Consider the following 20,766-nt stretch of genomic DNA (forward strand, 5'->3'; position numbering starts at 1 on the left):
TAGTCCCGTCCGGGGACGACCTGTTTAGAGGAGGGCTTTATGGCCAAAGAGAAGTTTGAGCGCACTAAGCCGCATGTTAACATCGGCACCATTGGTCACGTTGACCACGGCAAGACCACGCTGACCGCTGCCATCACCAAGGTTCTCTCCGAGACCGAGGGCTGCAAGGCTGACTTCACTGCGTTCGAGAACATCGACAAGGCTCCCGAGGAGCGCGAGCGCGGCATTACGATCTCCGTCTCCCACGTCGAGTACGAGACTGCTGCCCGTCACTACGCTCACGTTGACTGCCCGGGCCACGCTGACTACGTCAAGAACATGATCTCCGGTGCTGCTCAGATGGACGGCGCTATCCTGGTCATCGCCGCTACCGACGGCCCCATGGCTCAGACCCGCGAGCACATCCTGCTCGCCCGTCAGGTCGGCGTTCCCTACATCGTCGTCTTCCTGAACAAGTGCGACATGGTCGACGATGACGAGCTCATCGACCTCGTCGAGATGGAGACCCGTGAGCTCCTTTCCGAGTACGAATTCCCCGGCGACGACATCCCCGTCATCCGTGGTTCCGCTCTGGGCGCTCTCGAGGGCGACGCCAAGTGGATGGACGCCATTCGCGAGCTCATGTCTGCCGTCGACGAGTACATCCCGACGCCTGCTCGTGACAACGACCTCCCGTTCCTGATGGCCGTTGAGGACGTTATGACCATCTCCGGCCGTGGTACCGTTGCTACCGGCCGTGTCGAGCGCGGTGAGCTCAAGCTCAACGAGCCCGTCGAGATCGTCGGCATCAAGGATACCCAGAACACCGTCGTTACCGGTATCGAGATGTTCCGTAAGTCCATGGACTTCTGCGAGGCTGGCGACAACGTCGGTCTGCTGCTCCGCGGCATCAAGCGCGAGGACATCGAGCGCGGCCAGGTTCTCTGCAAGCCCGGTTCGGTTACCCCGCACACCAAGTTCACCGGTGAGATCTACGTTCTGACCAAGGAGGAGGGCGGCCGTCACACCCCGTTCTTCGATGGTTATCGTCCTCAGTTCTACTTCCGTACCACCGACGTTACCGGTACGGTCAAGCTCCCCGAGGGCACCGAGATGGCTATGCCTGGTGACCACATCACCATCGAGGGCGACCTCATTCACCCGATCGCTATGGAGGAGGGCCTGCGCTTCGCTATCCGCGAGGGTGGCCACACCGTCGGTTCGGGCATCGTCTCCACGATCATTGAGTAAATTAGCTCTCTGATACAGCTGACTTAGAGAACCCGGCACTTATATGGGTGCCGGGTTCTTTTCTACGTGGGTCTTTTTGCCTGATGATTACGCTTAGCTCGCTCTTAAGTTGAGCGTGAGGGATCGATTAGATCTCGTTGGCTCCATTGATGTGTTCCAAATATGAATGGATCTACCGAGAACCAATTGATGCGAGGTTTTCATTGACAGCACTTACGTAGAGCTGATAAAGTACCAACTCGTGCCCGTACGGGGCGGATATGAAAGGTTCAGGACACATGCGTACTCTAGTTACTCTTGCGTGCACTGAGTGCAAGCGCCGCAACTATACGACCACTAAGAACAAGGCGAACATGCCTGATCGTATGGAGATCAAGAAGTATTGCCCCTGGTGCCGTCACCACACGCTGCACAAAGAGACTCGCTAGTCTCTAGTCACATACGCCAGTAGTTCAATTGGTAGAGCATCGGTCTCCAAAACCGAGTGTTGAGGGTTCGAGTCCTTCCTGGCGTGCCAGTCATTATTCCGTAAGCTCCCATTTGGGGGCTTACGGTTTACTCATGTATAAGCGCATTGCGCGGAGGTAACCCAAATGGCCAACAAGAAGAACAAGAAGAAGGCACAGCAGCAGGCGCCTGCCAACAAAGCTGCCGCCAACTCCAAGGTTGAGGCCAAGAAGGCCGTTGCCAAGAAGAGCGAGAAGGCTGCGAAGTCCAAGAAGAACGAGAAGCCCGGTTTCTTCGCCCGCACCAAGAAGTATTTTGCTTCGGTGAAGTCCGAGATGAAGCGTGTCACGTGGCCCGATAAGAAGGAGCTCGTGAACTACTCGGTCGTCGTTTGCGCTTCTCTGATCGTCGTCGGCGTCGTCATCGCTCTGCTCGATGCTGGCTTTGGCGAGGCTCTTGCTCTGTTCTCTGGATTGAGGGGCTAAACCATGTCTAAGCGTTGGTACGTCGTCCACACATACTCTGGATACGAGAACCGCGTTAAGTCCGATCTCGAGCATCGCATCGAGACCATGGGCATGCAGGATCGTATCTTTGATATTGAGATTCCTATGGAGCGCGTCACCGAGATCAAAGAGGGTGGCAAGCGCGAGACCAAGGATTCTAAGATCTTCCCGGGTTATGTCCTGGTTCGCATGGAGATGGATGACGATGCATGGACGTGTGTTCGCAACACGCCCGGCGTCACCGGTTTCCTGGGCGGCAACGGCAAGCCCGCTCCGCTTTCCCGCGACGAGTACAATAAGATGACTCGTCGTCCCGGTAAGGGCGATTCGCCCAAGCGTACGTCGGTTGATATTGAGGTTGGTACGTCCGTCCGCGTCACCGATGGCCCGCTTACCGACTTTGATGGCAAGGTCTCCGAGGTTAACGCCGAGGCAGGCAAGCTCAAGGTCACGCTGATGATCTTTGGCCGCGAGACGCCGGTCGAGCTTGACTTTAACCAGGTCGCTGTCATCGCTTAAGTTTTCGTCCGTTCGCGCGAGCGTGCTTCTTCTGTGACTGCTCATCTCAGGAGTGCTTCTAACACGTGCGTGCTTACGATATAGCAAGTACTTCACACTCGTGATTCGAAAGGAATGACCATGGCTGAGAAGAAGGTTGCCAACGTCATTAAGCTCCAGATTCCTGCTGGTGCCGCTAACCCCGCTCCTCCCGTCGGCCCCGCCCTGGGCGCTGCTGGCGTGAACATCATGCAGTTCTGCCAGGCCTTTAACGCCGAGACGCAGGACAAGAAGGGCGACATTATCCCCGTTGAGATTTCTGTCTACGAGGATAAGTCCTTCTCCTTCATCACCAAGACTCCGCCGGCGGCTCACCTCATCAAGAAGGAGCTGAACCTCAAGTCTGGTTCCGCTAAGCCCCAGGCCGACAAGGTTGGCCAGCTCTCTCAGGAGCAGCTCACCAAGATCGCCGAGATCAAGATGCCGGACCTCAATGCCAACGACATTGACGCCGCCAAGAAGATCATCGCCGGTACCGCCCGTTCCATGGGCGTCACCATCGCTGAGTAGCGTTTTTCTAGGTAACGACGGGTGCTCCGACCGGGGCGCCCGTTAAATGTGTGCAATAGGGCACACGATACGATGTGGGAGGGCTCACGCCCGTTTAACCACAGGAGGTAATGCACATGGCTAAGCATGGTAAGAGCTATAACGCCGCTGCCGAGAAGGTCGACCGCGCCACGCTCTACACCCCCCTTCAGGCTGCCAAGCTCATCAAGGAGCTCGACACCGCCAAGTTCGACGAGACCGTCGAGGCCCACTTCCGTCTGGGCATCGATACTCGTAAGGCTGACCAGAACATCCGTGGTTCCATCTCCCTGCCCCACGGCACCGGCAAGACCGTTCGTGTTGCCGTCTTCGCCGAGGGCGAGAAGGCCCGTGAGGCCGAGGCTGCCGGTGCCGACATCATCGGTTCCGACGAGCTCGTCGCCCAGATCCAGAAGGGCGAGATCAACTTCGACGCCGCTATCGCTACGCCGAACATGATGGCCAAGGTTGGCCGCATCGGTAAGATCCTTGGTCCCCGTGGCCTCATGCCGAACCCCAAGCTCGGCACCGTGACCATGGACGTCGCCAAGATGGTCTCCGAGCTCAAGGCCGGCCGCGTTGAGTATCGCGCCGACCGTTATGGCATCTGCCACGTGCCCCTGGGCAAGAAGTCCTTCTCTGAGCAGCAGCTCGTTGAGAACTACGCTGCCCTGTACACCGAGATCCTGCGCGTCAAGCCCTCTTCTGCTAAGGGCAAGTACGTCAAGTCCATCTCTGTGTCTTCCACCATGGGCCCTGGCGTCAAGGTCGATCCCGCTGTCCAGCGTGACTTCCTGGCTGAGTAACTTCTAGTTACTGCCTGAGCAAAGCAAGCATTGCTAAAGGAACCCGGTTCTGTCTCGTGCAGGACCGGGTTCCTTGCTATTTCGGGCCAAAACCAACACGAAGGAGATAGGCGCCTTTGTGGTGGTTTTGGTTCAAAATCCCCGTTGAGCGTCGTTTTGACTGTGTTACACTTTAGCCCAATGTAGTGAATACCCGAGGCCGAAAGGAGCCAGACTTGTTCAATTACAATCAGCAGCTCCTAGGCCTAGCGCTACTAGATTGGATAGCGCGCTAGGGTTGTAATTTTGCTATAACGATTAGTTGTACCCGGGTGCGCTATCTTCCGCCGCTTTTGGGCGTGATGAGCGACACGGGTATTATCCTATCTTGAGGCACTCCATCTCTCCTGAAAGCCATCTGTATCTTTAGCCTGTCAGGAGGAAATCATGAGCCGCAAAATCGCAATCTTTGACACAACGCTGCGTGACGGGGAGCAGTCTCCCGGCGCCAGCATGAATACCGAGGAAAAGCTCGTTATTGCACGCCAGCTGGTACGTATGAATGTCGACGTGATCGAGGCGGGATTTCCTATTTCGAGCCCCGGTGATTATCGTTCCGTACAGGAGATTGGCAAGATCGCGGGTGACCGGTGCACGGTATGCGGTCTCACCCGTGCGGTCGATAAGGATATCCAAGTAGCGGCAGAAGCCCTCAAGACGGCTCAGAGGCCCCGTATCCATACCGGTCTGGGTGTGAGTCCCAGCCATTTGCGCGACAAGCTCCATATGACCGAAGACGAGGCTATCGAGCGCGCTATTCACGCCGTAAAGCACGCTCGTAAGTTTGTCGACGATGTCGAGTTTTATGCCGAGGATGCGGGCCGCTCCGATTAGGAGTTCCTGGTCCGCATTCTCGAGGCAGCGATCAAGGCCGGCGCTACGGTCGTGAATATTCCGGACACCACGGGCTATAACATGCCCTGGGAGTTTGGCGCCCGTATTCGCGATCTACGCGAGCGCGTGGCCGGAATCGAGGACGTTACGATTTCGGTCCACACGCATAACGATCTGGGCATGGCCACAGCCCTTGCACTCGAGGCCGTCCGCAATGGCGCGACGCAGATCGAGTGCACCATCAACGGCTTGGGCGAGCGCGCGGGCAACACGGCGCTCGAGGAGGTCGTCATGGCCATGAGGATGCACGAGCAGGATCTGGATGCACATACCGATATCGTAACGACCGAGCTCACGCGCGCATCTAAGCTCGTCAGTTCAATTACTGGTATCAACGTGCAGCCCAACAAGTCCATTGTGGGCGCTAATGCGTTTGCCCACAGCTCGGGCATTCACCAGGATGGCGTGCTCAAGGCGCGTGACACCTACGAGATTATCGATCCCAAGGACGTGGGTGCAGCGGGATCCGAGATTATCCTTTCGGCACGTTCGGGCCATGCGGCACTGCGCCATCGTCTCGCTGAGCTGGGTTATACGTTTGGCGATGAGGAATTCGAGTCGATCTATCAGCGCTTTTTGGAGATTGCAGATCAAAAGAAAGAGGTCTTTGACGAGGATCTGGAATCGATGATTCAGGAGCGCCAGCGCGAGGTCAAGGCGATCTACACCCTCGACGCGCTCCAGGTTTCCTGCGGCGACCCGCTTATTCCTACGGCCACGGCAACCATTACAGACGAGAATGGCGCGACACGGGTAGTTTGCTCGACGGGTACTGGTCCGGTTGATGCGGCCTACAAGGCGGTTGACAAGGCCATCTCTGCCCATGGCGAGCTGACGGAGTTCAACGTTAAGGCCATTACGCGTGGTATCGACGCCATCGGCGAGGTGACGGTGCGCATCACCGCCGAGGACGGCAAGATCTACACCGGCCGCGGCGCGGATACCGACATTATCGTGAGCTCGGCCAAGGCTTACATCAACGCTATTAACCGCATGATTCAGACCAACCGTTCCAAGGCGGGCAAGTAACGATATTCGGCAGGGCAAAGCCCGCTTGAGAGGGGAATCACATGGCACGTCCCATGACCGTAGCAGAGAAGATTTTGGCGGCACACGCAGGCCTGGACGAGGTAAAGCCGGGCCAGCTGGTCGAATGCGACCTGGACATCGTGCTCGCCAACGATATTACCGCACCTATCGCGATCGATGTCTTTCGCGAGCTGGGTGCCACCGAGGTGTTCGATTGCGACCGCGTTTGCCTGGTGCCCGATCACTATGCGCCCAACAAGGACATCAAGAGCGCCGAGCAGACCAAAAAGATGCGAGATTTTGCGCACGAGCAGCATGTGACGCACTATTACGAGCAAGGCTGCGCGGGCATTGAGCATGCCCTGCTGCCCGAGCGCGGCGTGGTGGTCTCGGGCGATCTGATTATCGGTGCCGACTCGCATACCTGCACGTATGGCGCCTTGGGTGCGTTTTCGACCGGTGTGGGCTCAACAGACGCCGGCGTGGGCATTGCCACGGGGCGCGCATGGTTTAAGGTGCCGCCGACGATTCGCTTTGAGATTAACGGCGAGCTTGAGGACGGCGCCACCGCCAAGGACATCATCCTGCACATTATCGGCATGATCGGCGTGGACGGTGCTCTGTACCAGGCCATGGAGTTTGCCGGCAGCACCATCGAGGGCCTGTCGATGGAAGGTCGCATGACAATTTCGAACATGGCGATCGAAGCGGGTGGCAAGGCGGGCATTATCGAGATCGATGATGTTGCCCGTGCCTGGCTCAAGGGGCGCTGCGAGCGTGATTACGTTGAGTATCACGCCGATCCAGACGCCGAGTATGCCCAGGTTATTGCCATTGACGCGGCCGACATTAAGCCGTGTGTATCGTGGCCGCATCTGCCCAGCAACACCCATCCGGTGAGCGAGAGCCGTCACATCATGGTCGACCAGGCGGTAATCGGCTCGTGCACCAACGGACGTATCGAGGATATGCGTGCTGCGGCCGAGGTCATGCGCGGCCATAAGGTTGCCGACGGGGTGCGTTGCATCGTGATTCCGGCGACCCAGGCGGTCTTCCGCCAGTGCATGAAGGAGGGATTGACCGACATTTTCCTAGATGCCAACTGTGTGTTCTCCACGCCCACGTGCGGTCCGTGCCTGGGCGGCTACATGGGCATCTTGGCGGCGGGGGAGCGTTGCGTTTCTACGACCAACCGCAACTTTGTCGGCCGTATGGGTGACCCCACGTCCGAGGTCTATCTGGCCTCGCCGGCCGTGGCGGCTGCTTCTGCCGTGGCGGGGCACATATGCTTGCCGTCTGACCTGTAGGGGCTACGGGGTCCTTCGACCTTTGCTCGCTACTGCGGACAGTCCTGGCACTTTTTTGTTCGCCGAAGGCGAACGCTAACTTCCCATTAGCTTTTTTGTAGCCGAAACGCGAACGAGGGATTTGATATTTGCTTGCGTCGAGTTCTGCACGAGCCGGAGAGCACTTAATGTGCTCTCCGTGCGAGCAGGACTGTCCGAGTAAGTAAATATCAAATCCCCCGCATTCCATGTTTGAACGGAGAATGATATGAACTTTGAAGGTTCGGTTTTTCGATATGGTCGTGACGTTGATACTGATGTGATTATTCCTGCTCGTTATTTGAACTCGTCGGATCATGCGCACTTGGCGGCGCATGCTATGGAGGATATTGATCCCGCGTTTGCCTCTGCCGTGAGGCCCGGTGACATCATTGTGGCTGAGGAGAACTTTGGTTGCGGTTCTTCGCGTGAGCATGCCCCGGTTGCCATTAAGGCTGCAGGGGTGTCGTGCGTTATTGCCAAGAGCTTCGCACGCATCTTCTATCGCAATGCCATTAACGTGGGCCTGCCCATTATGGAGTGCCCCGAAGCTGTCGATGCGATTTGTGCCGGCGATACCGTGAAGGTCGATACCGATGCGGGTGTCATCACCAACGAGCGTACTGGCGAGACTTTTACAGCTGAGCCGTTCCCGCCATTTATTGCCGAGATTATCGAGGCCGGCGGTTTGGTTGCGCGCACGCGTGCCAAGATTGTCGCGGCAAAGGGTCAGGAGGCGTAAGCGATTATGACGGTCAAGCTGGATAATCCGTTTGCAAACGGGCCGAGTAGCGAGAGCTGGAGCTGCAACGTGAAGAAGACCTATAAGATCTGCTGTCTTCCTGGTGACGGCATTGGGCCCGAGGTTATTGCCGAGGGTAAGAAGGTGCTGGCTGCCGTGGGCAAGCGCGCCGGCGTAGAGTTTGCCTTTGAGGATCACCTGATTGGTGGCGCGGCGATCGATGCGTGCGGCAATCCGCTGCCCGATGAAACCCTTGTGGCGGCAAAGGCGTCGGACGCCGTGCTGTTGGCATCCGTCGGTGGCCCAAAGTGGGATTCGACCGATCCGGCGGCCCCGCGCCCCGAGCAAGGCTTGCTGCGTATCCGCAAAGAACTCGGCCTCTATACCAACCTTCGCCCTGTAAAAATCTACGACGCACTTGCCAGCGCATCGACGCTTCGTCCCGAAGTCATCAAGGGCGTTGACATGGTACTCGTCCGCGAACTTACCGGTGGCATTTACTTTGGCAAGCACGAGCGCTTTTATGACGAGGGCGGTGCGGGCACCGACGGTGTGGCTGGCCAGCGCGCGGTTGACGTAATGGAGTACCGCGAGTACGAAGTTGAGCGCATCGCCCGCCAGGCGTTCGAGGCAGCTCGCAAGCGCCGCGGCAAGGTGACAAGCGTGGACAAGCGCAATGTATTGGAGACGAGCCGCATGTGGCGTGAGGTCGTGCATCGCGTGCATGACGAGGAGTATCCAGATGTAGAGCTTGAGGACCTGCTCGTCGACAACGCCGCCATGCAGCTCATTAACCGACCGGCCGACTTTGACGTCGTAGTTACGGAGAACATGTTCGGCGACATTCTCTCCGACGAGGCGGCGCAGATTACCGGATCGCTCGGCATGCTTGCCTCGGCTTCGCTGGGCGATGGCGTGTCGCTGTTTGAGCCGAGCGCCGGCAGCGCGCCCGACATCGCGGGGCTCGGTATCGCTAACCCGCTCGCGCAGATCCTGTCGGCGGCAATGCTGCTCACGTACGCGCTCGACATGGGTGGGCAGGCTGCTTGGATCGAAAATGCCGTGGCGCGTGTGCTTGACGAAGGCTGGCGTACCCGCGACATCGCCGACGCCAGCACCCCTGCCGATAAGATCCTCGGCACGACCCAGATGGGCGATAAGGTCATCGCCGCACTGTAGCGTCGAGATGTCCGGAACCACCACAAAGGTGCCTGTCCCCTTTGTGGTGGTTACCAGGGGGTTCTGGCGGTTGAGGACTCGATTGCCTCGTGGCGCTTGAGCTCGCGGCGCATGGTTTGCGAATTGAGCCAGGCTGCCTGCCATCCACGGATGGGGTAGCGCGCCTCGTCCAGCTCAAACTGCGTATAGCCGCATGCGTTGATAATCGTCGTCCCGCATGCGTGCTGGCGTTCGCGTTGAAAGTCGCGAACATAGCATTGGTGCACATGCCCGTGCACCATGTAGTCGGGATTCCATGTCTCGAGCGCTGTGTTAAAGCATTCGAATCCCCGATGCGGCAGATCGTCCAGATCGCCTATGCCGGCGGCGGGCGCATGGGTGAGCAAGATGTCGCAGCCGCCGACCATCCTCACTTTGCGGGACAGCTTGCGCACGCGCTTGGCCATTTCGCGCTCGGTGTACATGTTAGCGCCATCTCGGTAGCGCATGGAGCCGCCAAGCCCCGCAATGCGGACGCCGCGATACACGTATACGGTGTCTTCGACACAGATGCAGCCGCCCGGTGCATGACGCGCGTAGCGGTCATCGTGATTGCCACGCACGTAGATGAGCGGTCTGTTGATGACCGTGACCAAAAACTCAAGATAGTCCGGGTCCAGATCGCCAGCGGACAAAATGAGGTCGACACCCTCAAAGCGTTCCTTGCGAAAGCACTCCCACAGGCATCGCTCTTCGGTATCGGCTATGGCAAGGATTTTCATAGAGCACGGACCTTCGGCTCATCGTCGGGCTGCGGAATGGTGCCCACCACGTTGTCTGCCAGCCAGTCCATCTCGACGATTTGCGTGCTCGGCAGTGGGGGAAAGCCCTCAATCTGCACCACGCCGTCTTGGCTATGGAGCTCGCCGCCAAATGGATTGATGGAGCCCTCGACGATGCCATTGCGGAGGAGCTGAACAAGCTTGCGCGTCTGATAGGGCAGGCCCGGAGCGTAGCGAATGTCGATAACGCCCGAGCTCATGCCATACCAGTAGTTGACGGCGCGGACCCGGCTGTCGTCACTGGTCTCGTCCCAGGTGCCATGCAGCAGACTTCGCACGATAAGCTCGTAGTATCGGCCCCAGTTCCATACCGGCATGGCAATGCCGGCAACCTTGCCATCGACCAGGCGGTGGAGTCCGTAGGCCGTGGGGTCTTCGAGCGACTTTGACATATCGGCGCCGGTCATGACGCTCACGCCTTCGCGGCACATGGCCTCGGCAAGGCCTCCGGCGGGCACATCGCCCCAGGTCAGGATAATTTGCGCACGGGGGTCGAGCAGCGAGGCGCCAATCGCAAAGGCGTTGATCTCGCTGAGTGCGCCCGAGGCGAAGACCGACGCGTGGTAACCGATGCGGTGGTTGTCCGCCATGCTGGCGGCAAGGGCGCCCAGGAGAAACTTTGCTTCGTACATCTTGCCAAAGTACGAACGGACGCTTTGGTGAGGAAGACCGATGGAGCAGTTAAGGAACCGAACCCGGGGATATTCAACGGCAGCCCTGAGCGTGTATTCCATCAGGCGGTGCGAGGTCGAGAAGATGACGTTTGCTCCATGTTTGACAGCCGTTTCCACGGCGGCGTAGAACACGTCCGGATCGTGACAGTCCTCAAACGCCTCGGTGCGCACGATACCGCCAAAGTGCTCATCGAGATACTGACGCCCTTGGTCGTGCAGCCTGTCCCAGCTCGACGTCGCACAGGTGAATTCATGGATAAAGGCGATGCGCAGGGGGTTGGCCGCCGAATAGACGGTCTTGCCCATAAAGAAGTTGAGCATGCCGGAGGTGGACTGGGCGGGCAACTCCTCCTCATCGACGTTTGGCGCTTCGACAAGATCGACCTTGTCCTCGTCACTTTTCCCGGCGATGACCAGTTCGCGCCAGATCTTGCACAGGCGGTTTACGACGATATCTGTCGGCGTATCCAGCAGGCGGTCCTGGTTGTACACATTGAGGTAGACGAGCATGGCGTCGGCGGGCGTAATGTCCAGGTGGTCGCCGCCCGCGCGAAGGTAGGCGCGCTTAAAGAGTAGGAAGGTGTGGCGCAGGTAGTCGACCTTTTTCTGGGGCCATTTTTCGATAAGGTTCTGACCGAGCATTTTGGCGAGCGTTTCGTAGCTTCCTTCGCGCGAGAACTCGATCTCGTATAGGGGGCAGACGCGCCAAAACGCGCAGAACTCGCCGTACAGGCGGCTTTCGACGGAATCCCATTTGCCGGGATAGAGACGGGTGACCTTGGCCGAAACCGTCGGGGCGTCCAGGAATTTGAGGACGCTGACGCGCTTGTTGCCCTCTTGGACATAGAACCTATGCATGAACTCGGTGACAATGATGGGGTCGCGATAGCCCTCGGTTACCTGAATGTCGTAGAGGTTGGACCACTTGCGGGCGAACTCGGTGCTAAACGGCAGCAGGGGCATAAAGTTGCATGAAAAGGCGGACTGACGGCCCTTGGTAACCGTGCCGACAACCATTTCGAGCGGAATATCCCGCAGGCCGACATTCTCTCGCTGACCTAGGGGGAGCTGGGCAACCAAACTGTCGAGGTCCGTAAGGTATGGATGCTCGCTTTGGCTAATGGCGCGTCGACGTCCTTGCTCGCCGCGCTTGCGTGCTTGACGGTAGGCCTCTTCCATAGTTTGCTCCCTTAGTCGTTTAAACAACTGTATGAACTATGGTACCACGAATGAAAACCTCCCATTTCCCGATGTCCAAGAAATGGGAGGCAGTTCACTGTCCCCTTTGTGGTGCTTTAGGCGATGATGGGAGCGATAGCGCGGATGCAGGCGTCGGCAGCGGTGAGTGTGGTGCTGTCGTCACTGACGATAAAGATGATCTTGCCCTTGATGCCAAAGTCGCCGATTTCGCTAAAGAGCACGTAGGGCTCCTGGTCAAAGCCCGAGATGGGAAGCACGGCGGCCTTGGTGGCGCTGGTCAGCTCGTCTGCCAGCGCGTCAAGGGAAGCCCATTTAGACGTGTCCTTTACGGCAACGGGCACGGCCACGCGCCCAAAGGGCATCAGATGCACGAGCGTGTCCTTGGAGATGTTGGAGTTGGGCACAATGATGGTCTGCCCGTAGGCATCCTCGATGGTCGTGTGGCGCCAGGTGATGTCCTGTACCACGCCCGACACGCCGCCGACCTCGATATTGTCGCCGGGCTTGATGATGCCCATAAAGGTCACCTGCATGCCGCCGATAAGGTTCGACAGCGTGTCCTGAAAGCCGAGCGAGATAGCAATGCCGCCGACGCCAAGAGCGGCGACGAGCGCGTTTGCGTTAATGCCAAAGCAGTTGTCGAGGATAAAACTGCCGCCGATCATCCAGATGACGGCGCGCGCAATGTTGATGAAGATACTCGATGCCGGAAGCGGGTTATCGTCGCGGTTGAGCAGGTGACGCAGCGTCTTGGAAACGACTTTGGCGGCGACGGCGGTGCCTATCGCCAAGATGCCAGCCCAGATGATGTTGTGGACCCACCGCTGCTCAAAGAAATGAAGAATCGGCTCAAACAATTCCATGTAGGGAAAACCTCCTCAAGATCGTTCAACCATGATACCCACCAAAAAGCCCGTCCGATCACAACGGACGGGCCGATAACTTGAGATGGGGCGTCCGCGGTGGCGTAAGCTGGGGCGCCGGCGAGTACGCTGGCAAGGAGTGCGGCGGTCAAGCAAGACGAGGAAGAGATCCTCTCATGGCAGTTTCCTTAGTTCTTAACCAGTGGTCCCTGCTGACGCTGGATTATCGACATAATATGCGAAAACCGCCGCAAAGGTGTCTGTCCCTTTGCGGCGGTTTTGACGTCTGCGCAGATAAAACCTGCCAAAATAAACCTGTCCCTTTTTGGTAGGTTTAGCTCAGCAGCATGCGGTCGTTGGCGAGCTCGCCGCCCGAGACCTCCTCGAACTTCTGAAGCAAGTCGGCCACGGTGAGCGATTTCTTCTCATCGCCCGCCACGTCGTAGATTACGTGGCCCTCGTGCATCATGATCAGGCGATTGCCCAGACGGATAGCGTCGTTCATGTTATGCGTGACCATGAGCGTGGTCAGGTGGTTCTCGTCGACGATCTCCTCGGTCAGATTGAGCACCTTAGAGGCCGTCTTGGGGTCAAGTGCCGCGGTATGCTCGTCGAGCAGCAGCAGGCGCGGCTTGGTGAGCGTGGCCATGAGCAGGGTGAGTGCCTGGCGCTGGCCGCCCGAGAGCAGGCCGACCTTGGCGTTGAGGCGCGTGTCCAGACCAAGGTCCAGACGCTTGAGCAGCTTGACGTACTCGTCCTTCTCGGCCTTGGTGACGCCCCACGAAAGGCCGCGACGCTGGCCGCGACGCTTGGCGAGTGCCAGGTTCTCGGCAATTTGCATGTCGGCTGCGGTGCCGCGCATGGGGTCCTGGAACACGCGGCCCAGGTACTTGGCACGCTGCGACTCGCTCAGACGCGAGATGTCGGTGCCGTCGAGCTCGATAACGCCCGAATCGAGCGGATACACTCCGGCGATCATGTTGAGCAGCGTGGACTTGCCGGCGCCGTTGCCGCCAATCACGGTTACAAAGTCACCGTCGTTGAGGGTAAGGTCGACGCCGGTAAGAGCGCGCTTTTCGGTGACGGTGCCCTTGTTAAAGGTCTTCTTGACGTGCGAGAGCTTAAGCATCTGCCTCATCCCCCTTCGTGTAGGAGCTGCGGAGCTTATAGCGCTCCCAAACCACGGGCACGCATAGGGCCACGGCGACAATCACGGCGGAGAGCAGCTTCATGTCGTTGGCGTCCATGCCCAGCTGCAGCACGATGGCGCGGATGAGGAAGTACACCACGGAGCCAAAGACGGCGGAGGCAAGACGGACGCTAAACTGCGTGAGACCGCCGGGCAGCAGGCGGCCGAGCACCTCGCCGATAACAATGGCGGCGAGACCGATAACGATGGCGCCGGTGCCCATGCCAATGTCGGCGTACTTCTGGCTCTGGCAGATGAGCGCGCCCGAAAGGCCAATGAGGGCGTTGGAGAGCACGAGGGCGATCATCTTAGTGGAGTTGGTGTTGACGCCCAGGGCACGGATCATGTACTCGTTGTTGCCGGTGGCGCGCAGCGCCGAGCCGATCTCGGTGCCAAAGAACCAATACAGGATGGCAACGATAGCCACGGCGAGCAAGATGCCCAGGATGATGGCAACGGTGGACTGCGGCAGGCCCGTCATATTGCTGACGGCCGAGAACACGGTGCCCTTGGCAAGGATGGGCGTGTTGGATTTGCCCATGATGCGCAGGTTGATGGACCACAGGCTGATCTGGGTGAGGATTCCGGCGAGGATCGCGGGAATCTCAAAGACGGTGGTCAGAATGCCCGTGACCGCGCCCGCAATGGCACCGGCGCACATGCCGGCCAAAACGGCGAGCAACGGGTCGGCATTGTTGTTGACGATGAGCACGGCGCAGACGCAGCCGCCGAGGGCAAAGCTGCCGTCACAGGTCATATCGGGGATGTCGAGCAGGCGGAACGTGATAAACACGCCAAGCACCATAATGCCCCAGAGGACACCCTGCGAAACGGCGCCCTGCAATGCAATGAGCATGCTTCATACCTCCTAGGATAGGGTGGACACGTGATTTTCCATAATAGCGGTACCAATGCATAAAAGAGCAGCGGACGGACATTTTGTTTTACCAAAAACAAGCAGGGCGAACGCCGGTCTTTAGCGTTCGCCCCAATGACTCAGATATTGAATAACGCAGCTATGGCGCAAGCGCGTGCCTAGCTGCGTTACCGCGCATGGCGCTACTCGTCTAGAGCGGAAAGGTCGATGCCCAGGGCCTCGGCCATCTCGTCGTTCTTGATGACGACCAGATCCTTGCTTGGGAGGTGCTTGATCGGCATATCCTCGGGCTTGGCCTCGCCCTTCAGAATCTTAACGGCCATCTCGCCCGCGGCGTAGCCCAGGTCCTCATAGTTGATGGAAAGGGTGAACAGGCCGCCGGCCATGCACATGCCCTCCTCGCCGGTCACAAAGGGAAGCTTGTTCTCCTTGCAGATCTGACCGACCTGCGAAGCGCCCGCGGCGATAGTGTTGTCAGTGGGGGAGTAGAGCGCGTCGACCTTGCCCACGGCAGACTCGACGACAGACTGGATCTCGTTGGAGCTCGAGACGGTGAAATCGGTGTACTCCAGGCCCAGCTTGTCGAGTTCCTTCTTGGCGGCCTTGATCTGGACGTCGGAGTTGGACTCGGCGGTGCAGTAGAGCAGACCGACCTTTTTAACGTCGGGCAGGACCTTCTGCATCATCTCGAGCTGCTCGGCGACCGGGGTGAGGTCGGAGGCGCCGGTGACGTTGGTGCCGGGCTTGTCGTTGTCCTGGACCAGGCCGGAGGCGGCGTAGTCGGTGATGGCGCAGCCCACGATAGGGATATCGGCCGTGGCGCCGGCGGCAGCCTGTGCGGCAGGCGTGGCGATGGCGTAGATCAAGTTGACGTTGTCGCCCACAAACTTGTCGGCGATGGACTTACACGTGGACTGGTCGTTCTGGGCGTTCTTCTGGTCGATCTTGACCTTGAGTCCGCTCTTCTTGATGGCCTTGACAAAGCCGTCGTTGGCGGCGTCGAGCGCGGAGTGCTCAGTGAGCTGCAGAACGCCGATGGTGTAGTCGGAACCGGCGGCTGCAGAGCCGGAACCAGAGTTGCCGCCGCATCCGGCGAGCGGGGCCAGTGCGAGCAGGCCGGCGGAGACCAAAAGGCTCCTGCGGCTGATGGTGATGTCGTTCATGTCATTACCCCCAGTATAGAAATTGCTGGAAACACTGCACTCAAACAAAGTGCAAGTGGGTCTATAGTAGCGCCGATGCCCATTTTTTCAACAGCCTGTCGGGTTTTTTAATACTGAACCGGATGGACGGCGGGGGATTCGGCGGGCAACGGCAAGACTTAGGCGGCGGGCGCGGGCCGCTCCCCCTCGTCCAGCGCGGCAAAGAGCTTCTTGCCGTCGAGCAGGCGCGTGCTAACGTTTCTCATGCGGCTGACCTCGACGGTGCGTAGGGTGTCGTCTGAGCCGTGCCCGTCGACGACCGTTCCCAGCAGATACGAGACGCCGTCTCGCTGTTTGATGGCAAAAGGCCGAACGGTCATCCTCGTCACTTCGATCTTGTCATGTGTCGTGACGCTTGAAATGTCAAAGCTCACCGTGGTTCCGTGGTCGATGGCCCGCTCGATGAGCTCGCAGGTATCGATGCGTTTGGCGGGCGGTCGTGTGGCCTTGGCGGGTTTGCCTTCTGCGCTTGGTGCCGGCTCGGACGTATCGAGATAGCCGCGAACGTCGGCGCTTGCCATGGCGACCAGATGGCGCGCTATGCTTTTCCTGGTCGCGATGGGTGTGGAGCGGTTGCGCATGACCATGCCATGGAGTCGAATGATTTCCTCGTCGGAGAGCGGTCGGGTGAGAAGTCGGTAACCCGCGCCGCGCTTGTACTCAATCTCGTATCCGGCATGTCGCAGGGCGGAAATCGCGGTATGGATGCTGCGCCGCGCTGCCGAGATGGGCATGCGAGCGGGGTCGTCGGGATGGGCGAGACGCTCGATCAGCTCATCGGGAGGAAGCGCTTTGTCCTCACCGGTATGCTCGCTTAAGAGTTGCAGGATGCGCACAGCGCGATAGGCTGCCATGGAAGCAGCACCCCTGGTCGTGGCCTCGTAGTTCTCAACAGCGGGTTTGGCCATTGCGTTCACGTCCTTTCCGTTTTTGGGTGATGACGCTACGGAGCCTAGGACACGGGGTTTGCTTAGGGGCACAGGGCACTCTGGGTGGTCGGTAGTCGTCGGCAAGCGGCGGGTCGAGTTTTCAACAGCCCTGATCAGCTGACCAAAAACTTGACGAAAGCTTGACGGATGCTGTTGAAAAAAGCGCCCCTCGGCTTGCCGAGAGGCGCTGGTGCGACACGCTGTAACGCGCGGAACGGAGCTGTGGCGATTAGAAATCGGCGTTGCCCACGGTGCGGGGGTGCGGAAGGACGTCGCGGATGTTGCCCACACCCGTCAGGTACATGACCAAACGCTCGAAGCCCAGGCCATAGCCGGCGTGTTTGCAGGAGCCATAGCGGCGCAGGTCAAGATAGTACTTGTACTGCTCGGGGGCCATGCCAAGGTCCTTGATGCGGGCCTCGAGCAGATCCAGGCGCTCCTCGCGCTGGGAGCCGCCGATAATCTCGCCGATACCGGGAACCAGGCAGTCGGCGGCGGCGACGGTCTTGCCGTCGTCGTTCATGCGCATGTAGAAGGCCTTGATCTCGGCCGGGTAGTCGGTCACGAAGGTCGGGCGCTTAAAGTGCTCCTCGGTCAGGAAGCGCTCGTGCTCGGTCTGCAGGTCAATGCCCCAGCTGACAGGATAGTCAAACTTGTGACCGGCGGCGACGGCCTGCTCCAGGATCTCGACGGCCTCGGTGTAGGTGACGCGGGCAAAGTCGGAGTTGGCCACGTGGTTCAGGCGCTCGATCAGGCCCTTGTCCACAAACTTGTTGAGCATGTTGAGCTCGTCGGGGCAAGTGGCCATAACGTCCTTAAGAACGTACTTGAGCATGGCCTCGGCGTTATCCATGTAGTCGTTCAGGTCGGCAAAGGCCATCTCGGGCTCAATCATCCAAAACTCGGCGGCGTGGCGCGTGGTGTTGGAGTTTTCGGCGCGGAAGGTGGGGCCAAAGGTGTACACGTCGCCAAAGGCCATGGCAAAGTTCTCGGCATTGAGCTGGCCGGACACGGTAAGGCTTGCATGCTTGCCAAAGAAGTCCTGGCTCCAGTCGACCTCTCCGGACTCGGTGAGAGGCGGATTTTTGGGGTCGAGCGTGGTCACGCGGAACATCTCGCCGGCGCCCTCGCAGTCACTCGTGGTGATGATGGGGGTGTTGACGTAGACAAAGCCCTGCTCTTGGAAGAAGCGGTGGATGGCGGCAGCCGCGACAGAGCGGATGCGGAACACGGCACGGAACAGGTTGGTGCGCGGGCGCAGGTGCTGCTGGGTGCGCAGGAACTCGACGGTTGCGCGCTTCTTCTGCAGCGGGTAGTCCGGGGCGCTCGTGCCCTCTACCTCGATGGAGGTGGCAGAAAGCTCGAAAGGCTGGGGCGCATCGGGGGTCAGCTTGACGGTGCCGGTGCAAATGAGTGCAGCCGAGACGTTTTGGTGGGCGATTTCGTCGTAGTTGCCGAGCGTCTCGCGGTTCATGACGACCTGCAGGTCGCGGAAGCAGCTGCCGTCGTTGAGCGTGACGAAGCCAAAGTTCTTCATGTCGCGGACGGACTTGACCCAGCCGGCGACAGTGACGGTCTTGTCGCCGAGCGACTCGGAATCGGCATAGAGCTGCGCGATTTTGGTGCGGTTCACGTATCCTCCCATAGCGGTTGAATGATAGTTATCCATACAGTTCGATATTCTAGCAGCTCGGCTCATTTGGGCTATACAGATAAGGTATTGACGGGACGGTTTTCAAACGAAAAGCGCCCGCGGCCAGATGGTCGTGGGCGCTTGGCGTGTTGCCTATTGGCTGTACGGCGCAGGACTCGTTACTTGGTCTTAGCCACCAGCAGCGGGTCGCCCAGCTTGACGAGCGGGTTGCCGCCGATAAGCGTTCCAGACTCGCCGACATGGTCGATGCTCTTAAGACGATCGAGCTCGGAGATGATGACGGTCACGATGTCCTCGTGGCCAGCGGCCTTAATGGCATCGCGGTCGAAACTGATGAGCGGCTGGCCTGCCTTGACCACATCGCCCATCTCGACAAAGCGGGCAAAACCCTTGCCGTTCATTTGTACGGTGCCCAGGCCGACATGGATGAACACGCGAAGGCCGTCCTCGGTGATCATGCCAATAGAGTGGTTGGTGACGGTGGTGGCGCCGATGCGGCCGTTAGCGGGCGCATAGATGGTGCCGGTGATGGGCTCGATGCCGTAGCCCTGGCCGAGCATACCCGAGGCGATGGTCTCGTCGGGAATCTCGTTTAGATTGACGAGCACACCGTTAACGGGAGCGTAGATGACGCCTTCGCGGGTGGCGAAGCTTGCTGCGGGCGGTACGGACGCCTCGCCCGACGAGTTGAACGTGGACTTGAGCGAATCGAGCAGACCCATAGATGCCTCCAACGTATCAAGTGCGCATGTAGCGCACGCGTAGTTTTGCCGGAAACGTTTCGTGTGTGTTTACCGGCTCGGTCAGCGTCTCTATTTTACGCTGCTCAACGACGTCCCTGAGCTGGGATTATGTGATATATCAGTTGAAGGGAACTTATTGCGGATACGTTTCGATGCCGTGCGTCCAAGTGGGGTACGCTTGAAGGCGATACATAACGTGCGCACGAATCGCGCGAAGGGAGCATATATGATCGTCGAGAGCCATGCGCTGTGGGGCGAGGAGCCGACCGAGGAATATCCGGCGACGTTTACCTATATGGGGGCCGAACCGCTGCCCGGCAAGCCCAATGGTCGTCGCCCGGCAGTGATCATCTGCGGCGGAGGCGCGTTTACGCACATCGCTCCGCACGAGCAGGACCCGGTGGCGTTTGCCTTTTTGGATCACGGGTACCAGGCCTTTGTTCTCAACTATGTCACGAGTGGCACGGGTGACGTGAGCTTTCCGCACCCCCAGGCAGATCTTGCCAAGATGGTCGCCACGGTTCGTGCGAATGCCGACGAGTGGCATGTCGATCCCAAGCGCGTGTGCGTTGTGGGCTTTTCGGCGGGCGGCATGATTTGCGCCTCGCTGGCAACGCAGTGGAAGACCGGCCCCTTCGCGGCACTTGCCGGGGCGCGTCCGGACGACATTCGTCCCGATGCCGTGGTGCTGGGCTATCCGTTGCTCGACCTTGCCTATGTCCGCGACATGCAGACGCGCGATCCGCGCATCGACTTGCGCGTGCCCAAGACAGGTGGCAAGACGGGGCGCGATTTGCTCAACGACTACCTGTCGATGGTGACCGGCGGCGAGGCGACCGACGAACACCTGGCCGACATCTGTCCCACCACGCACGTTTCGCGTCAGATGCCGCCGACCTTTGTGTGGGGCGTGTCCGATGACAAAACAGCGCCGATCGCGCAGGTCTATCCGTTTGCTCAGCGCATGGCCGAGGAGGGCGTCGCTTGCGAGATGCACGTCTTTGACCAAGGCGGTCACGGCCTTTCGCTCGGCAATGCCAATACCGCGGTCGACAACGAGGACAAGCAGGTGGCGGTTCGCCCTTGGATTCGCCTAGCCTTCCGCTTCCTGGAGCGCCATCTGTAAGAGTAAGAGGGCCAGTCCCTCCCGTCCCTCATAACTTGCGGTGAAATAGTTCCTGTTTTTGCTGGTTAAAGCCCCAAGCAGGAACTGTTCCACCGCAACTTCGTTTTGATGCCCGGGCCGGAAACCGCGTCCCAGTTTTGCCCCTCAAGGTGGGATACAGTTTCCCGCAGAGGGTCGATCGGGAAACCGCATCCCGGTCTGAGCG

General features: G+C 59.1%; 20 protein-coding genes, 1 tRNA gene and 1 pseudogene. 13 read left to right on the forward strand and 9 right to left on the reverse strand.

The annotated features are described in order from the left end of the window. Window positions 1-39 precede the first annotated feature (39 nt). From tuf to leuB, 12 genes and pseudogenes are all read left to right on the forward strand, one after another. Window positions 40-1,230 (forward strand): elongation factor Tu, encoded by a 1,191-nt coding sequence (tuf, locus tag ACQRAJ_RS03060; RefSeq protein WP_154514756.1) that lies wholly within the window; start codon window positions 40-42, stop codon window positions 1,228-1,230. Window positions 1,231-1,508: 278 nt separating this feature from the next. Next, a complete protein-coding gene (gene rpmG, locus ACQRAJ_RS03065; protein WP_102372646.1) occupies window positions 1,509-1,658 on the forward strand; it encodes a 50S ribosomal protein L33 in 150 nt (49 codons plus the stop codon). Window positions 1,659-1,671: 13 nt separating this feature from the next. Continuing rightward, window positions 1,672-1,747 (forward strand) — tRNA-Trp (locus tag ACQRAJ_RS03070). A gap of 76 nt (window positions 1,748-1,823) precedes the next feature. Then, window positions 1,824-2,162: a preprotein translocase subunit SecE gene (gene secE, locus ACQRAJ_RS03075; RefSeq protein ID WP_154514754.1), complete on the forward strand. Its 339-nt coding sequence runs from the start codon at window positions 1,824-1,826 to the stop codon at window positions 2,160-2,162. A 3-nt stretch (window positions 2,163-2,165) separates the two neighbouring features. Next, entirely contained in the window at window positions 2,166-2,702 is a 537-nt protein-coding gene (gene nusG / locus ACQRAJ_RS03080; RefSeq protein WP_427718370.1) for a transcription termination/antitermination protein NusG, read from the forward strand. A 120-nt stretch (window positions 2,703-2,822) separates the two neighbouring features. Further along, window positions 2,823-3,251 carry a 50S ribosomal protein L11 gene (rplK, locus tag ACQRAJ_RS03085; protein ID WP_022093893.1) on the forward strand — a complete coding sequence of 143 codons (429 nt, stop codon included), beginning with the start codon at window positions 2,823-2,825 and terminating at the stop codon, window positions 3,249-3,251. 116 nt (window positions 3,252-3,367) lie between these two features. Continuing rightward, window positions 3,368-4,075 carry a 50S ribosomal protein L1 gene (rplA, locus tag ACQRAJ_RS03090; protein ID WP_154514750.1) on the forward strand — a complete coding sequence of 236 codons (708 nt, stop codon included), beginning with the start codon at window positions 3,368-3,370 and terminating at the stop codon, window positions 4,073-4,075. Window positions 4,076-4,501: 426 nt separating this feature from the next. Beyond that, window positions 4,502-5,311: pseudogene (locus ACQRAJ_RS03095) on the forward strand (2-isopropylmalate synthase); the annotation flags it as partial. Between the two features lie 54 nt (window positions 5,312-5,365). Then, window positions 5,366-6,037: an alpha-isopropylmalate synthase regulatory domain-containing protein gene (locus tag ACQRAJ_RS03100; protein WP_427747703.1), complete on the forward strand. Its 672-nt coding sequence runs from the start codon at window positions 5,366-5,368 to the stop codon at window positions 6,035-6,037. A 41-nt stretch (window positions 6,038-6,078) separates the two neighbouring features. After that, window positions 6,079-7,344, forward strand: coding sequence for a 3-isopropylmalate dehydratase large subunit (gene leuC / locus ACQRAJ_RS03105; RefSeq protein ID WP_427747695.1), 1,266 nt, complete (start codon window positions 6,079-6,081; stop codon window positions 7,342-7,344). Window positions 7,345-7,591: 247 nt separating this feature from the next. Next, window positions 7,592-8,104 carry a 3-isopropylmalate dehydratase small subunit gene (locus tag ACQRAJ_RS03110; RefSeq protein ID WP_154514746.1) on the forward strand — a complete coding sequence of 171 codons (513 nt, stop codon included), beginning with the start codon at window positions 7,592-7,594 and terminating at the stop codon, window positions 8,102-8,104. A gap of 6 nt (window positions 8,105-8,110) precedes the next feature. Further along, window positions 8,111-9,283 (forward strand): 3-isopropylmalate dehydrogenase, encoded by a 1,173-nt coding sequence (gene leuB, locus ACQRAJ_RS03115; RefSeq protein ID WP_427747696.1) that lies wholly within the window; start codon window positions 8,111-8,113, stop codon window positions 9,281-9,283. 50 nt (window positions 9,284-9,333) lie between these two features. On the opposite strand, the gene ACQRAJ_RS03120 is transcribed toward leuB, so the two are convergent. The 9 genes from ACQRAJ_RS03120 to ACQRAJ_RS03160 form a co-directional block, all read right to left on the reverse strand. Continuing rightward, window positions 9,334-10,044: a metallophosphoesterase family protein gene (locus ACQRAJ_RS03120; protein WP_427747697.1), complete on the reverse strand. Its 711-nt coding sequence runs from the start codon at window positions 10,042-10,044 to the stop codon at window positions 9,334-9,336. Next, window positions 10,041-11,957 (reverse strand): BMP family ABC transporter substrate-binding protein, encoded by a 1,917-nt coding sequence (locus tag ACQRAJ_RS03125; protein ID WP_427747698.1) that lies wholly within the window; start codon window positions 11,955-11,957, stop codon window positions 10,041-10,043. The genes ACQRAJ_RS03120 and ACQRAJ_RS03125 overlap by 4 nt, the downstream gene beginning before the upstream one ends. Window positions 11,958-12,073: 116 nt before the next feature. Then, the gene (locus tag ACQRAJ_RS03130; protein ID WP_427718391.1) at window positions 12,074-12,841 is read right to left on the reverse strand and encodes a mechanosensitive ion channel family protein; all 768 of its coding nucleotides are present in this window, start codon (window positions 12,839-12,841) and stop codon (window positions 12,074-12,076) included. 334 nt (window positions 12,842-13,175) lie between these two features. Continuing rightward, on the reverse strand, window positions 13,176-13,970 hold the full coding sequence (locus ACQRAJ_RS03135) for an ABC transporter ATP-binding protein (RefSeq protein ID WP_117839998.1): 795 nt from the start codon (window positions 13,968-13,970) through the stop codon (window positions 13,176-13,178). Beyond that, window positions 13,963-14,886, reverse strand: a complete 924-nt coding sequence (locus tag ACQRAJ_RS03140; protein WP_427718394.1) for an ABC transporter permease — start codon at window positions 14,884-14,886, stop codon at window positions 13,963-13,965. The genes ACQRAJ_RS03135 and ACQRAJ_RS03140 overlap by 8 nt, the downstream gene beginning before the upstream one ends. A gap of 203 nt (window positions 14,887-15,089) precedes the next feature. After that, the gene (locus ACQRAJ_RS03145; RefSeq protein WP_427747699.1) at window positions 15,090-16,070 is read right to left on the reverse strand and encodes an ABC transporter substrate-binding protein; all 981 of its coding nucleotides are present in this window, start codon (window positions 16,068-16,070) and stop codon (window positions 15,090-15,092) included. 158 nt (window positions 16,071-16,228) lie between these two features. Next, a complete protein-coding gene (locus tag ACQRAJ_RS03150) occupies window positions 16,229-17,017 on the reverse strand; it encodes a hypothetical protein (protein ID WP_427747700.1) in 789 nt (262 codons plus the stop codon). 250 nt (window positions 17,018-17,267) lie between these two features. Beyond that, window positions 17,268-18,671 carry an asparagine--tRNA ligase gene (gene asnS / locus ACQRAJ_RS03155; RefSeq protein ID WP_427747701.1) on the reverse strand — a complete coding sequence of 468 codons (1,404 nt, stop codon included), beginning with the start codon at window positions 18,669-18,671 and terminating at the stop codon, window positions 17,268-17,270. 179 nt (window positions 18,672-18,850) lie between these two features. Beyond that, the gene (locus ACQRAJ_RS03160; RefSeq protein ID WP_154514730.1) at window positions 18,851-19,414 is read right to left on the reverse strand and encodes a PTS sugar transporter subunit IIA; all 564 of its coding nucleotides are present in this window, start codon (window positions 19,412-19,414) and stop codon (window positions 18,851-18,853) included. Window positions 19,415-19,661: 247 nt separating this feature from the next. Here ACQRAJ_RS03160 and ACQRAJ_RS03165 point away from each other — a divergent pair, with 247 nt between their 5' ends. Beyond that, window positions 19,662-20,561 carry an alpha/beta hydrolase gene (locus tag ACQRAJ_RS03165; protein WP_427747702.1) on the forward strand — a complete coding sequence of 300 codons (900 nt, stop codon included), beginning with the start codon at window positions 19,662-19,664 and terminating at the stop codon, window positions 20,559-20,561. The last annotated feature ends 205 nt before the right edge of the window (window positions 20,562-20,766 follow it).

It is taken from the genome of Collinsella sp. SGI.184 (assembly GCF_050313415.1).
Lineage (GTDB): Bacteria > Actinomycetota > Coriobacteriia > Coriobacteriales > Coriobacteriaceae > Collinsella.

Coding starts and splice junctions, on each gene's coding strand:
- secE (WP_154514754.1), top strand. CDS start 1,824: ATGGCCAACAAGAAGAACAAGAAGAAGGCACAGCAGCAGGCGCCTGCC.
- leuB (WP_427747696.1), top strand. CDS start 8,111: ATGACGGTCAAGCTGGATAATCCGTTTGCAAACGGGCCGAGTAGCGAG.
- nusG (WP_427718370.1), top strand. CDS start 2,166: ATGTCTAAGCGTTGGTACGTCGTCCACACATACTCTGGATACGAGAAC.
- leuC (WP_427747695.1), top strand. CDS start 6,079: ATGGCACGTCCCATGACCGTAGCAGAGAAGATTTTGGCGGCACACGCA.
- ACQRAJ_RS03120 (WP_427747697.1), bottom strand. CDS start 10,044: ATGAAAATCCTTGCCATAGCCGATACCGAAGAGCGATGCCTGTGGGAG.
- ACQRAJ_RS03135 (WP_117839998.1), bottom strand. CDS start 13,970: ATGCTTAAGCTCTCGCACGTCAAGAAGACCTTTAACAAGGGCACCGTC.
- ACQRAJ_RS03145 (WP_427747699.1), bottom strand. CDS start 16,070: ATGAACGACATCACCATCAGCCGCAGGAGCCTTTTGGTCTCCGCCGGC.
- ACQRAJ_RS03110 (WP_154514746.1), top strand. CDS start 7,592: ATGAACTTTGAAGGTTCGGTTTTTCGATATGGTCGTGACGTTGATACT.
- ACQRAJ_RS03165 (WP_427747702.1), top strand. CDS start 19,662: ATGATCGTCGAGAGCCATGCGCTGTGGGGCGAGGAGCCGACCGAGGAA.
- tuf (WP_154514756.1), top strand. CDS start 40: ATGGCCAAAGAGAAGTTTGAGCGCACTAAGCCGCATGTTAACATCGGC.
- rplA (WP_154514750.1), top strand. CDS start 3,368: ATGGCTAAGCATGGTAAGAGCTATAACGCCGCTGCCGAGAAGGTCGAC.
- ACQRAJ_RS03125 (WP_427747698.1), bottom strand. CDS start 11,957: ATGGAAGAGGCCTACCGTCAAGCACGCAAGCGCGGCGAGCAAGGACGT.
- ACQRAJ_RS03140 (WP_427718394.1), bottom strand. CDS start 14,886: ATGCTCATTGCATTGCAGGGCGCCGTTTCGCAGGGTGTCCTCTGGGGC.
- ACQRAJ_RS03150 (WP_427747700.1), bottom strand. CDS start 17,017: ATGGCCAAACCCGCTGTTGAGAACTACGAGGCCACGACCAGGGGTGCT.
- ACQRAJ_RS03160 (WP_154514730.1), bottom strand. CDS start 19,414: ATGGGTCTGCTCGATTCGCTCAAGTCCACGTTCAACTCGTCGGGCGAG.
- ACQRAJ_RS03130 (WP_427718391.1), bottom strand. CDS start 12,841: ATGGAATTGTTTGAGCCGATTCTTCATTTCTTTGAGCAGCGGTGGGTC.
- rplK (WP_022093893.1), top strand. CDS start 2,823: ATGGCTGAGAAGAAGGTTGCCAACGTCATTAAGCTCCAGATTCCTGCT.
- rpmG (WP_102372646.1), top strand. CDS start 1,509: ATGCGTACTCTAGTTACTCTTGCGTGCACTGAGTGCAAGCGCCGCAAC.